The organism is Pedobacter boryungensis (assembly GCF_013204825.1).
Lineage (GTDB): Bacteria > Bacteroidota > Bacteroidia > Sphingobacteriales > Sphingobacteriaceae > Pedobacter > Pedobacter boryungensis.
In genome coordinates this window covers 25,735-39,551 of sequence record NZ_JABMKV010000005.1, presented here as the reverse complement: position 1 = coordinate 39,551, position 13,817 = coordinate 25,735, and the positions used below count along the sequence as shown (strand labels likewise).

The 13,817-nt window shown below is 33.3% G+C and carries 13 protein-coding genes; 11 read left to right on the top strand and 2 right to left on the bottom strand.

Going from position 1 to position 13,817, the window contains the following annotated elements:
• The first annotated feature begins 332 nt into the window (after window positions 1-332).
• The 10 genes from HQN85_RS15270 (at window position 333) to HQN85_RS15225 (ending at window position 9,224) form a co-directional block, all read left to right on the top strand.
• On the top strand, window positions 333-1,211 hold the full coding sequence (locus HQN85_RS15270; protein ID WP_173273877.1) for a cell division protein FtsX: 879 nt from the start codon (window positions 333-335) through the stop codon (window positions 1,209-1,211).
• Window positions 1,211-1,438, top strand: a complete 228-nt coding sequence (locus HQN85_RS15265) for a DUF3098 domain-containing protein (protein ID WP_173273875.1) — start codon at window positions 1,211-1,213, stop codon at window positions 1,436-1,438. The genes HQN85_RS15270 and HQN85_RS15265 overlap by 1 nt, the downstream gene beginning before the upstream one ends.
• A 6-nt stretch (window positions 1,439-1,444) precedes the next feature.
• Complete coding sequence (locus HQN85_RS15260) at window positions 1,445-2,239, top strand: undecaprenyl-diphosphate phosphatase (protein WP_173273873.1); 795 nt, start codon at window positions 1,445-1,447, stop codon at window positions 2,237-2,239.
• Window positions 2,240-2,327: 88 nt separating this feature from the next.
• The gene (gene truB, locus HQN85_RS15255) at window positions 2,328-3,059 is read left to right on the top strand and encodes a tRNA pseudouridine(55) synthase TruB (RefSeq protein ID WP_173273871.1); all 732 of its coding nucleotides are present in this window, start codon (window positions 2,328-2,330) and stop codon (window positions 3,057-3,059) included.
• Window positions 3,060-3,062: 3 nt separating this feature from the next.
• Entirely contained in the window at window positions 3,063-3,923 is an 861-nt protein-coding gene (locus HQN85_RS15250) for a YitT family protein (protein ID WP_173273869.1), read from the top strand.
• Window positions 3,924-3,933: 10 nt separating this feature from the next.
• Window positions 3,934-4,896 (top strand): bifunctional riboflavin kinase/FAD synthetase, encoded by a 963-nt coding sequence (locus HQN85_RS15245; RefSeq protein WP_173273868.1) that lies wholly within the window; start codon window positions 3,934-3,936, stop codon window positions 4,894-4,896.
• Between the two features lie 50 nt (window positions 4,897-4,946).
• Window positions 4,947-5,312, top strand: a complete 366-nt coding sequence (locus HQN85_RS15240) for a hypothetical protein (RefSeq protein WP_173273866.1) — start codon at window positions 4,947-4,949, stop codon at window positions 5,310-5,312.
• Window positions 5,313-5,363: 51 nt separating this feature from the next.
• A complete protein-coding gene (locus HQN85_RS15235; protein WP_173273864.1) occupies window positions 5,364-7,592 on the top strand; it encodes a cation:proton antiporter domain-containing protein in 2,229 nt (742 codons plus the stop codon).
• Window positions 7,592-8,623: a DUF2157 domain-containing protein gene (locus HQN85_RS15230; protein ID WP_173273862.1), complete on the top strand. Its 1,032-nt coding sequence runs from the start codon at window positions 7,592-7,594 to the stop codon at window positions 8,621-8,623. The genes HQN85_RS15235 and HQN85_RS15230 overlap by 1 nt, the downstream gene beginning before the upstream one ends.
• Before the next feature lie 4 nt (window positions 8,624-8,627).
• Window positions 8,628-9,224, top strand: a complete 597-nt coding sequence (locus HQN85_RS15225; protein ID WP_173273860.1) for a YdeI/OmpD-associated family protein — start codon at window positions 8,628-8,630, stop codon at window positions 9,222-9,224.
• A 68-nt stretch (window positions 9,225-9,292) separates the two neighbouring features.
• On the opposite strand, the gene HQN85_RS15220 is transcribed toward HQN85_RS15225, so the two are convergent.
• Entirely contained in the window at window positions 9,293-9,946 is a 654-nt protein-coding gene (locus HQN85_RS15220; protein WP_173273858.1) for a LysE family transporter, read from the bottom strand.
• A 91-nt stretch (window positions 9,947-10,037) separates the two neighbouring features.
• Window positions 10,038-12,839, bottom strand: coding sequence for an excinuclease ABC subunit UvrA (gene uvrA, locus HQN85_RS15215; RefSeq protein WP_173273856.1), 2,802 nt, complete (start codon window positions 12,837-12,839; stop codon window positions 10,038-10,040).
• Between the two features lie 266 nt (window positions 12,840-13,105).
• Here uvrA and HQN85_RS15210 point away from each other — a divergent pair, with 266 nt between their 5' ends.
• Window positions 13,106-13,696 (top strand): RNA polymerase sigma factor, encoded by a 591-nt coding sequence (locus HQN85_RS15210; RefSeq protein ID WP_173273854.1) that lies wholly within the window; start codon window positions 13,106-13,108, stop codon window positions 13,694-13,696.
• Window positions 13,697-13,817: the final 121 nt, after the last annotated feature.

The window sequence follows — 13,817 nt, the reverse complement described above, 5'->3', positions numbered from 1 at the left end:
CGAAGTTGTCCGAAAATGTCCGCATTTGTCAGTGAAAAAGTAGTTTTCTCCTAGACTTCTCCTAGGTTTGTTCTGGTATTGTTCTGTTCAAACGCGGTTTTCTAGGAGGAATGTAGGAGCAAACTGGGAGCAAACCATATGTAAAATAGGTAAGAATGATAAACATCAGCATTAATGAAGATAAAAGTTAAATAATGTTAAGCCTCCGCTTATTGATGCAAAATTTACTAATTTGCTTTCCTTAAATTTAGCATTGATGCAAAAACAAAAAGCCATTTATTTACGTTTTTGCTTATCTTTCTTTATTTTCGCAGAAACAAAAACATAAATACATGGAAGAATTTGAAGTAAGCGAAGCTTCTAAGAAGACAAAAACCATTTATATCTCTACCATTTTTAGTATTGCTTTGGTTTTACTAATGTTAGGTATGTTGGGTTTGATTTTGGTTCATGCTAAAAACTTATCCAATTATGTAAAAGAGAATATTGTTTTAAACATTATTGTTGATGAAGGTGCTAAAGAAACCGACATTTTAGCTTTCCAGAAGGAATTAAATGCTAATACTGTGGTGAAACAAACTCAATACGTAAATAAAGAAGTTGCACAACATAACTTGACCAAAGATTTAGGCGAAGATTTTGTGAACTTTCTAGGCTATAATCCATTACTTTCTACTATTGACGTTTATTTAAAAGCAGATTATGCAAATAACCAAAGCATAGATGCGCTTAAAAAGAATATAGAAAAGAACCCAATTGTTAAGGAAGTGATTTACCAGAGTTCTTTAATTGATATGGTGAATAAAAATATTAGCACCATCAGTTTAATTGTGTTAGGCTTTGCAATTATTTTATTAGTAATTGCCGTTGCACTAATTAATAACACTATCCGACTAGCAATTTTCTCGCAACGTTTTTTAATAAAAAGTATGCAGTTAGTGGGTGCTACTAAAAACTTTATTAGAAAGCCTTTCATTTTAGTTGCTGCATTACACGGTTTAATTGCCTCTTTTATTGCAATTATTATTTTGCTTGGGCTTTTATACTATGCACAAAAGGAAATACCCGAAATATTAATTTTAAGAAACTATACTGAATTTGGTTTCGTATTAATTGGCATGATTGCCATTGGTATTTTTATTACCTCGATGAGTACATTATTTGCAGTAAGCAGATATTTACGTTTAAAAATTTACGATCTATATAGATAATGGCAGAAAAACAATCAGCTCCTGTAAAACAGGATAAAAAAACAGAATTGGTTTTTACAAAAAAGAACTATCAGTTATTATTAATTAGCATTGCTATTGTTGTAGTTGGCTTTATTTTAATGATGGGCGCCTCAGGTGACATCTATGATGTAAGAAGAACTTTAATAGCACCAATGGTTGTATTATTTGGCTTTGCATTTGGCATTTATGCTGTTTTAAAAAAATAAGGGCAAATGAATTTTATACAAGCCCTAATCCTTGCCATTATTGAAGGATTAACTGAATTTTTGCCAGTTTCATCGACTGGGCACATGATTATAGGTTCATCTATAATGGGTATTGCTTCAGATCCATTTGTGAAATTATTTACCATTTGCATACAATTAGGCGCTATTCTGTCGGTAGTTGTATTGTATTTCAAAAGGTTTTTTAAAAGCATTAACTTCTATATTAAATTAGTTATTGCTTTTATTCCCGCAGCAGTTTTTGGTGTTTTATTAAGTGATAAAATCGATCAAATGCTGGAAAGTCCGCTTACAGTGGGAATTTCATTAGTAATTGGAGGGGTTATTTTATTGTTCGTTGATAAATGGTTTAATCATCCGACAATAAACGAAGAAGCGGAAATCAATTATCTTACTGCACTAAAAATTGGATTTTTTCAATGCTTAGCTATGATACCAGGTGTTTCTCGTTCTGGTGCAAGTATTGTTGGCGGTATGAGCCAGAAATTAAGCAGAAAAGTAGCGGCTGAGTTTTCTTTCTTTTTAGCAGTACCAACCATGTTTGCCGCAACAGGTAAAAAATTATTAGATTTTTATAAAGAAGGACATGCTATTTCTCATGAGCAAATACAAATTTTAGCTTTTGGAAATGTAGTAGCTTTTATCATCGCCCTATTGGCAATTAAAAGTTTTATTGGCTATTTGAACAAAAACGGTTTTAAATTATTTGGATGGTATAGAATTGTAGTTGGATTAGCTATTATCGCATTGATTTTATCAGGACATCAACTCTCTATTATTTAAACCGTAGCTTTGCATTTTAATGATCGAATGAATGAAGCATAGAATGATATCAATCATTCTATGCTTCATTCAAAACTAATTTTAAGCTTTGGAGAACAAAAACCTACAATTTCCTGACTTCGACTTTGCTCAAGGCGAGCTTCTTTTAATAAACAAGCCTTACAAATGGACATCTTTTGATGTGGTTGGCAAGATTAGAAACTCGTTGAAACCTTTAAAATTAAAAGTTGGACATGCTGGCACATTAGATCCTTTAGCTACTGGTTTACTGATTATTTGTACTGGGAAATTAACTAAGCAAATCGATACTTTTCAGGCAGAAGAAAAAGAATATACAGGCACCATGATTTTAGGCGCAAGCACTCCGTCTTTCGACATGGAAACAGAAGTTGATGCAAATTTCCCTATCAATCACTTAACGGAAGAAGAAATTTATGCTGCTACCGAACCTTTTAAAGGTGATATTGAGCAATATCCACCAGCACATTCTGCAGTTAAAGTAAACGGCGAACGCCTGTATGTGAAGGCTAGGTTAGGAGAAGAAGTAGAATTGCGCAAACGCCATGTTACTGTAAATGAGTTTGAAATTACTAGAATTGCCCTACCTGAGGTCGACTTTAGAATTGTGTGTAGTAAAGGGACTTACATTCGCTCATTGGTTTCAGATTTTGGCAAGCAATTAAATAACGCAGCTTACTTATCTAAACTTACCCGTACTCGCAGTGGTAACTTTTTATTAAAAAATGCATTTGAAGTAGCAGATTTGGTTCAGTATCTTCGTAATAAAAGAGAAGAAAAACGAGAAACTGAAAGCACTTAAACTATGGAAACCATCAAAAATAAAAATACCAGATTTATAAAAGAAGGAGCTCTAATTATTTGTGGTGTAATATCTGCTTGTTTCGGACTTAAAAGTTTTTTATTACCAAGTCATTTTATAGATGGTGGCGTTACTGGTATTTCTCTATTGGTTAAAGCATTAACCGGCTGGAATTTATCTTATCTCATTATTATCATTAACATTCCGTTTATTATAATGGGATATAAACAAATAGGAAAAGGTTTTGCTATAAAAACCTCAATTGCTATTGCTATGCTCTCCTTAGCATTAATTGTATTGCCTTTTAATCCGATTACGCATGACAAATTATTGATTGCATTTTTTGGCGGCTTCTTTTTGGGTGGCGGAATTGGATTAGCCATGAGAGGTGGTTGTGTAATTGACGGAACAGAGGTACTAGCCTTATATATCAGTAGAAATAGCATGTTAACGGTAGGTAACATTATCCTCATCTTAAACATTATTATTTTCGCATTTGCAGCTTATTTTTTAAATATCGAAACAGCACTTTATGCAATCCTAACCTATCTTTCTGCTTCAAACACTGTCGATTTTATTGTGAATGGTTTAGAGGCTTACACAGGCGTTACTATTATTTCAGAAAAAAATGATGATATCAAACACTTCATTATCAACAACATGAAAAGAGGAGTTACGGTGTATAAGGGTGAAGGTGGATATTTAGAAAAGAAAGATATTGATATTATTTATACAGTTGTAACCAAATTAGAAATGAGCAAGTTACAATCTGAGATTAGACAAGTAGATCCTGATGCTTTTGTAGTACAACAACAAATTGCAGATCTTAAGGGAGGCGTTGTCAAACGACAAGTTTTACATTAATAAATACGTTTTGAAGATATATCATCAGCTTTCTGATTTTAAAAAATTGAATAATGCCATAGTTACAATCGGCACTTTTGATGGTGTACATTATGGGCATCAGAAAATTATAAAACGTCTTTGCGAATTAGCAAAATCTTCTGGTGGTGAAAGCGTAATCTTAACTTTTTTTCCGCATCCGCGGATGATCATTGATCCTGAAAATCAAGATTTAAAACTAATTAATACCATTAAAGAAAAAGCAGAAATCATAGCTAACTTAGGTGTGGATCATTTAATTATTACCCCTTTTACTAGAGATTTTTCTAACCTAAGCGCCAACGAATACATTAAAAATATTTTGGTCGATACTATTGGCACTAAACAAATTATTGTAGGTTATGATCATCGCTTTGGCAAGGATAGAATGGGTGGTATGAAAGAATTAGAAGAATGCGCTGCCTTATACAATTATAAGATTGAAGAAATACCTGAACAAGACATTAATGATGTGGCGGTAAGCTCTACCAAAATTCGTAAAGCGCTTTTAGATGGAGATGTTGCATTAGCTGAAACTTATTTAGGCTATCATTTTTCTATAAGTGGACCTGTAATTAAAGGCGATAAGATTGGCAGAACAATTGGATTTCCTACGGCTAATATTTTTGTAGAAGAAACCTACAAGCTCATTCCAAGTGATGGGATTTATGCTGTAACTGTTGAAATGTTGGATGAAAAGGAAGCCCATAACTCAATAACTTACAAAGGCATGGCCTATATCGGGCAACGCCCAACCATAAATGGAATGACTCGTAATATTGAAGTAAATATTTTCGATTTCAATCGTGAAATTTATGGACAAACCATTAAAATGAACTTCTTAAAATTCTTGCGTCATGATGTGAAATTTACTGGTTTAGAAGCGCTAACCACTCAATTGCATCAAGATAAGGAAGATACTTTAGCCTTTTTTAAAGACATTCAAAATTTGTAATACTGGCTTAAAGCATTCAAAAACCGATTATTTTTGCTATATTTAAAGCAATGAGGTTTTTTATTGCGTTTTTAATGGTGTCTTGTTTTTATTTATCTACTGCTAAAGCAATGGATAATTCGGCCATTGAAATCGTTCAAAAATCTAATAAAAAGACTACGCTCATTTTAGATAAAGTTAATGTTCTTGCCAAAAAGGAAATCAGCTCCTTACGTAAGGAACCATTTTCAGAACACGTCAATCGCATTCATCACACTATACAACAACCTACATTCATAAGTACTATAGGATTTCTTTATAGCTACTTAATGATTTTGTTTGCACCAATACAATCCATAAAAAAATTTAAAGGCAAAGTAAATTATAGTTATCAATTTATTTTCAATTGTCTATTTCCGAAGCATACTTTTTGGTAATTCTTTTTGCTCCAATCAGCATTAAAATTATTCATCAAAAAAATATACTTTATGATTCACTTACCTGTATTAATCGCCGATTTAGGCCTTATTCTTGCCGCCGCTGGAGTAACTACACTCCTATTTAAAAAAATTAAACAACCTCTTGTATTAGGTTATATTATTGCCGGATTACTAGTTGGCCCGCATATTAACATTATCCCAACTGTAAGTGATAACAAAAGCATCACGATTTGGGGCGAAATCGGCGTAATCTTCTTATTATTTAGTCTAGGACTAGAATTTAGTTTTAAAAAATTAGTTAAAGTTGGCGGTTCTGCCTCAATTACAGCTATTGTTAAAGTTCTTTTTATCATTCTTGCTGGTTATCTAATTGGTATAGCAATGGGCTGGAATAATATGGATAGTATTTTCCTTGGCGGGATTATTTCCATTTCCTCTACTATGATTACCATTAAAGCCTTTGAAGAACTTGGCATTAAACATAAAAAGTTTGCCGGCTTAGTATTCGGCGTATTGATAGTAGAAGATTTAGTCGCTATTTTATTATTGGTATTATTTTCTACAATGGCAGTTAGTCAGCAAGCTGCAGGTCCAGAAATGATTAAATCCATCCTAAAACTAAGTTTCTTCTTAGTGTTATGGTTTTTAGGCGGCATATTTTTAATACCCACATTTTTAAAGGCCACCAAAAAATTAATGAATGATGAAACCATGTTGGTCGTCTCATTAGCATTATGTTTAGTGATGGTTTTATTAGCAGATAAAGCTGGGTTTTCCCCTGCATTAGGTGCATTTATTATGGGTTCTATCCTAGCAGAAACTACACAAGCAGAGCGTATAGAACACTTAACAAAATCTGTTAAAGATTTATTTGCCGCTATATTTTTTGTTTCGGTAGGTATGTTAATTAATCCGAGTGTGTTAATTGAATATGCAATGCCTATATTTTTAATTACGTTGATTATCATATTCGGAAAAATTCTCTTTACCGTTTTAGGTGCATTATTAGCGGGACAACCACTTAAAACTTCCGTACAAGCAGGTATGAGTTTAGCTCAAATCGGGGAATTTTCTTTTATTATTGCAACTTTGGGTGTAAGCTTAAAAGTAACGAGCGAATTTTTATATCCTATTGCAGTAGCCGCAGCAGCGATTACTACTTTTACAACCCCATATTTAATTAAACTATCCGAACCATTTTATAACTTTCTAAATAACAGATTACCGAAAAAATGGCTTAATGCTATTGAAAGGTATAGTTCTAGTACCGAGGGCATCACAACGCTGAGCGATTGGAGAATATTACTGCGATCGTATATATTTAATACTATTATCCACTCTGTAATTATCATTTCTATCATTTTATTGGCGGCAAGGTTTCTAAATCCATTTATAGCCTATAGGTTAGATATTGGCTCGAATGCCACTATTATTAGTGTAATTATTTCCTTTATTCTGATGGCTCCATTTTTATGGGCTTTATCACTTAGAAGGATACAAAGAACTGCTTACTCACATTTATGGTTAAATAAAAAATACACCCGTGGACCTCTAATCGCTATTGAAGTGTTTAGAATTTTGTTAGGGATTTTCTTTGTAGGCTTTTTGATGTATGAGTTTTTTGATACCTGGATAGCTGCAGTAATTGCATTAACACTTGTTATTTTGGTTATGGTTATTTTCTCCAGAAAACTGCAATCATTTTATACCAAACTAGAAAATAGGTTTATGTTAAACTTAAATGCCAGAGAAAATAGAACACCACATATTTTGCCATGGGATACACACTTAACAGAACTAAAAGTTTCACCAGAATCTGAAGTTGTTGGAAAAACATTGGCAGAATTAATGATTAGAGAGAAATATGGTGTAAATATTGCGTTGATTGAAAGAGGACGAAATACAATTCCTACTCCAGGACGTGATGAAAGGCTTTATCCTAATGACAAACTACTTTTAATTGGCGCCGATGATCAATTAGCATCGGTTAAGCTTTTGCTTGAAGTAGATTTACCCGAAATAAGCGAAAACACATTTCCCGATAAGGAAATGACATTGCAAAAAGTGGTTGTCAATAGCGATTCGTCAGTTTACGGACAAAGTATTAGAAATGCTGGCATTAGAGAAAAAGCGCAAGCCTTAGTGGTGGGAATAGAAAGAGGAACTGATAAAATCTTAAACCCATCCTCCGATTTTGTGTTTGACAATGGTGATGTAATTTGGATTGTTGGAAATCATAAGAAGATTAAGGAAGTGATTAATTATCTTAGTACTTGATGAAGAAAATAGATCAGGAAAAGAGTGAGTTTTTAGAGGAGATGATTGATCATTGGCAAAGTGAAAATCTTATCCCAGAAGCTACCGCAGAAAAGCTTCGCAAAAGTTATGAGTCTAAGCAATTCGACTGGAGAAGGCTTGCCCAATACTCTTTTTGGATTGCAATGGCTTGTGGGGTTATTTCTCTTGGTGCTTTGTTAATTGATAAAACCTTACTTAGCTATATTAATAAACTTTATAATACGCCTAACATTATCATTAGCTTAGTGTCTGCTGTAGGTGCAGCCTGGTTATTTATAGTTGGGTTTAGGAGAAAAAAGTTAAAGCCTGATTTGATATTTAGTAACGAAGCATTTATCCTTACAGCAGTAATGCTCACTGCAAATGCCATTGCCTATTTTGGGAAATCATTGCACAGTGGCAACAATCACTTTTCCATTTTAATTTTAATAGCCGTTATGGTGTATGCAATTTTAGCGTATACATTTAAATCTAGATTAATTTGGGTTTTCACCTTACTTTCTTTTGGTGCATGGTTTGGCACAGAAACTGGGTATTTATCTAAATGGAGTTGGTATTTTATGGGCTTAAATTATCCCCTACGGTTTGTATTATTTGGCTTAGTACTTACCGCAGGCTCTTTCTTACTTAAATACAAAAAGAAGCTCGATTATTTCTTTTCTACTACTTATATCAGCGGCATGGCTTATCTGTTCGTATCGCTATGGTTACTTTCTATTTTTGGTAACTATGGCATACTGGAGGAATGGTATACAGTAAAACAGATTTCTTTATTTTATTGGGCAATTATATCTGCTGTATGTTGCGTAATTAGCATTTTTATAGGTTTAAAATACCACGATGAAATTGCCAGAGAATTTGGGATTACTTTTTTATTTTTAAATTTATATACCCGTTATTTCGAATACTTCTGGGATAGCTGGCACAAAGCATTATTCTTTTCGGTATTAGCGATTTCTTTTTGGTTAATTGGTCGCAAGGCTGAAAAAATATGGAAATTAAACGGTTAATAAAATGGAACAATATGATAAACGCGTAGATGCTTACATTGAAAAATCAGCCGCATTTGCACAACCTATTTTAACACATTTAAGAAATTTAGTCCATCAAACATCTCCTTTAATTAATGAAACTATTAAATGGGGATTTCCTCATTTTGATTATAAGGGAACTGTTTGTTCAATGGCTGGTTTTAAATCACACTGTGCATTTGGCTTTTGGAAAGCTTCATTGATGAAAGATCCTTATCAGGTTTTTGAAAAGGATGCAATGGGTACTACTGGTAGAATAGAAAAAATACAAGATCTACCTGATCCTAAAATTTTGACAGAATATATTTTAGAGGCATTAAAACTGAATGAGGAAGGAACAAAAGTTAAAAAGACAATTACGCCAAAGGCAGAAATTCCAATGCCAGCTTATTTTGCCGATGAATTAAATAAAAACCCAAAGGCTAAACAAACTTTTGAAGACTTTAGTCCATCGCACCGTAGAGAATATTTAGAATGGGTTACTTCTGCTAAAACTGAAGCAACCAAACTAAAGCGTCTAGCAACAACAATAGAATGGTTAACAGAAGGAAAATCTTTAAACTGGAGATATCAACGTTAATACCTATTGTTCCTGCAATTTTAAGAATAGGATACTACAATATAAATGTATTATAAGCGAACTAATGCTTATCCCAAATAAATTATAGCCTGCTTTATAATTAAATACAAAGCTAATGCATAAAGAAATAAAGCTATTGAACGATTGATGAGATGGCTACTTAATGCAAACTTCTCTTGAATGTACTTTGCAAAGTGTGCATACCCATACAAAGCCAAAGCAGACCCCATACCAGACCCTAAACTAAAAATTACTAAGGATAAATAATTTGTGCGAATCCATTCGTGAAGAATTACGTAATTGCCAAAAAATAACCAAAAAGGAATTTGTACAGGATTTAAAACACCCAGTAACATGCCATAAAACACACTTCCTTTTCTACTCCTATTATCTTCTTTTGTTTTAGGAACTTTTTTACGATTTATCCATGTAATTGTTCCCATTACTATAAATAGCAATATCATGAAAGCATCCACATAAGTACCTAACCTTACTTCGCTAATATTTGAATCAAGATTAACATCACTCGATACCCAACGGGCAAAACGCATCATTCCGAAGGTAAAAAATACTTCTACGCAAGAAAATGAAAGTATAAAGTACAATGCCTGACGCATACCTTTATTAATGGTTAGCTGCGCCACAGTAAGGTTAATATTTCCCGGAGGGATATAACCCATTGCATTTAATAATATGCCTATTAGTAAGGTAAGAAAGAGCATAGTTTGCTAAGATAACATTTAGTGTTTAGATATTAGTATTTAGCTGTTAGACAATTCTAGGATGTAAAAATTACAACCTAGTGCTAATCATTTACTTTAAATGTGCTTTTAAAAATTGGCCTGTATAAGAATTTTTAGCATTTTTCAAATCTTCAGGTATCCCTTCAAACACCACATGCCCGCCTTTATCACCACCTTCTGGCCCAATATCTATTACCCAATCAGCACACTTAATCATATCCATATTATGTTCAATAACCAAAATTGTATTCCCCTGTTCTATTAATGTATTTAAAGCTTTTAACAGCTTTTTAATATCGTGAAAATGTAAGCCAGTGGTAGGTTCATCAAATATGAATACTGTTTTTTGTGCATTGTTCCCTTTGATTAAAAAAGAAGCTAATTTTATACGTTGTGCTTCACCACCACTTAATGTATTTGACGATTGGCCTAAATGCACATAACCTAAACCAACATCTACCAAAGGATTTAGTTTTTGCAAGATTTTAGGTTCTTTCGCAAAGAAATCCACAGCTTGTTCTATAGTTAAATCTAAAATATCGGCTACGTTTTTATCCTGATAAGTGATATCTAACACCTGTTGTTTAAATCTTCTACCTCCACAAGTTTCGCAAGGCAAATAAATATCAGCCATAAACTGCATTTCTATTTTCACTTCACCCTCTCCTTGGCAGGTATCACAACGACCGCCTTCTACATTAAAAGAAAATGCTGCAGGTTTTAATCCACTTGCTTTTGCAGCTGGCAAAGCCGAAAATAAAGCTCTAATATCATCCCAGGCCTTTACATAAGTGACAGGATTTGAACGCGAAGAACGTCCAATAGGATTTTGATCTACCATTTCTACCTGGCTAACCAAATCTATATTACCAAAAATACCATCATAACTTCCTGTTTGTTCTCCAGCATAATTACCTATAGCTTTTTGCAAAGCAGGATAAAGGATTTTTTTCACCAAACTAGTTTTTCCAGAACCAGAAACACCACTTACACAGGTAAAAATCCCCAAGGGAAACTTTACATCAATATTTTTTAAGTTGTTCTCTCTCGCCCCTTTAATTAAGATATGGTCTTTCCAAGTTCTTCTTTTCTCCGGAATAGCTATTTCTTCCTTACCAACTAGATATCTACCTGTTAATGATTTATCATCTTTAATGATTTCTTCATAAGTACCGCTAAACACTAAGTTTCCACCATGTGTACCAGCTTCTGGACCTATATCAATAATATGATCTGCAGCTTTCATCATCTCTTCTTCGTGTTCTACCACCAAAACAGTGTTACCAACGTTTCTAAGTGATGTTAAAACTTCAATCAGCTTATGAGTATCTCTAGGATGTAGGCCAATACTAGGTTCATCTAATACGTAAACCGATCCAACTAAACTACTTCCTAATGATGTTGCTAGATTAATCCGTTGGCTTTCTCCACCAGACAGCGTGTTAGATAAACGATTTAAAGTTAAATAGCCTAAACCAACATTATTTAAATACAAAACCCGACTTGTAACTTCTGCCAATAAGCGCTTTGAAATTTTAATCTCAGTTTCTGATAGCGTTAATTTTTCAAAAAATGGAAGTATGGTTGACAAAGGCATTAACACCATATCCAAAATAGACTTTCCATTAATTTTTACATATGATGCATCTTTACGTAAACGAGTTCCCTTACAATCTGGGCAAACTGTTTTTCCGCGATAACGCGAAAGCATAACACGGTATTGTATTTTATAAGTTTGTTCTTCTAGTTCTTTAAAGAAATCATCTAAACCAGAGAAGTACTTATTGCCTGTCCAAATTAAACGTTGTTGTTTTTCAGTTAGTTCGCTATAAGAGCGATGAATTGGAAAATCGAATTTATCAGCATTTTTAATAAACCTCTTTAACCATTCGCCCATTTTTTCACCACGCCAAGGAGCAATAGCATTATCATATAAACTTTTGCTTTTATCAGGAATTACTAAATCTTCATCAATGCCAATTACATTTCCATAACCTTCGCAACGTTTACACGCACCATATGGGTTATTAAAACTGAAGAAATTAGGAGTTGGTTCTTCAAACTTTACCCCATCTAGTTCGAAACGGTCGCAAAAGAAGGTTTGTTTCCCATCGTGTTCTACAAAACAATCGCCTTTACCTTCAAAAAATGCAGTCTGCACAGAATCCGCAATGCGACTTAAGGTTTCATCTTCATCGTTAACAACAATACGATCTATTAAAATTCGAATGGTTTCAGAATCTGTTAATTCGATATCCTTTACCGACTGATCTTCTAATAAATCCTCAATCTTCGCAATTTTACCATTAAAGTAAACTCGCAAAAAACCTTTTTGAAGCAATACTGCTAATTCTTCTTTAACAGAACGATTGTTATGAGGATGTAACGGACAGAAAATGGTAACAACTGCATCATTTCCTAAACTTATAATAAAGTCTACTACTGTGGTAACTGTATCTTTTTTAACTACTGCTCCTGAAATTGGAGAATAAGTAATTCCAATTCTAGAGAAAAGCAATTTTAAGTAATCATAAATTTCTGTTGATGTGCCTACAGTAGAACGTGGATTAGAAGTAATCACTTTTTGCTCTATTGCAATGGCTGGTGCAATGCCTTTAATATAATCAACATCTGGTTTGTTCATCCTGCCCATAAATTGACGAGCGTAAGATGACAAACTCTCTACATAGCGCCTTTGTCCTTCTGCGTATAAAGTATCGAATGCTAGAGAGGATTTACCCGACCCAGACATACCAGTAATTACAACCAACTTGTTTTTAGGAATGGCAACATCAATATTTTTAAGATTGTGTACTCTTGCCCCTTTAATTATGATGTTTTTGTGTGGATCTTTCTCTATTTCCTTACTCATGAACCGCCTGTGTAGCTATACTATTTTACAACCTCAAATTTACGAATTTGGTTTCAACCTACCTCTATATTAGTACTATTTTACAAAATTTTACATTTTTTAACACATTTATTGTTGTATTATCAAAAAAAAATCCGTCTTTTGGAATTGTAACTCACACAAGTTAGAAACCACCATCTTAAAACAGGAGAAACGCTATAGATTAAAAAGCTACTTTATTATTTAATTTTCAATAAAAAGAGAAGACTTTTAGTATACGCACTCCTATGAAATTACAACAGCACAGTGATCAGGATTTGGTGAAATTATATCTAAACGGAGAAGAATCTGTTTTAGAAGAATTACTGCGAAGACATAAATCCAAAATATACACATCTATTTATTTATTGGTAAAAGACCAGTATTTAGCCGAAGACATTTTTCAAGACGCTTTTATCAAGGTAATTAATACCTTACGTAGTGGCAGATATAATGAAGAGGGTAAATTTTTACCATGGGTGATGCGTATTGCACATAACTTGGTGATTGATTATTTCCGCCGTGAAAAACGTGCACCAGTAATTACAAGTGCTGATGGCACAGATGTGCTTAATCTTTTGCAAATTCTTGAAGAAAGCACAGAAGATAGAATGTTACGTGAGCAAACACATGCAGATTTAAGAGCAATGATTCATCTTTTACCAGACGAGCAAAAAGAAGTGTTAATTATGCGCCATTATGCAGATTTGAGCTTTAAGGAAATTGCCGATTTAACAGATGTAAGCATTAATACTGCATTGGGTAGAATGCGTTATGCCTTAAGCAATCTGCGTAAAATGATGAATGTTAAAGAAGTAACATCGCAAAGAGGTTTATAATTAATAAACTTTTATTTTAACATTATATCTAAGTATCCGCAATCAAGGAAAAGCTAGCATTTATCCTCAAAAAGGCATTTTAAAAAATTTAATTTGGAATAGTGAAATAATTTAATTCGCT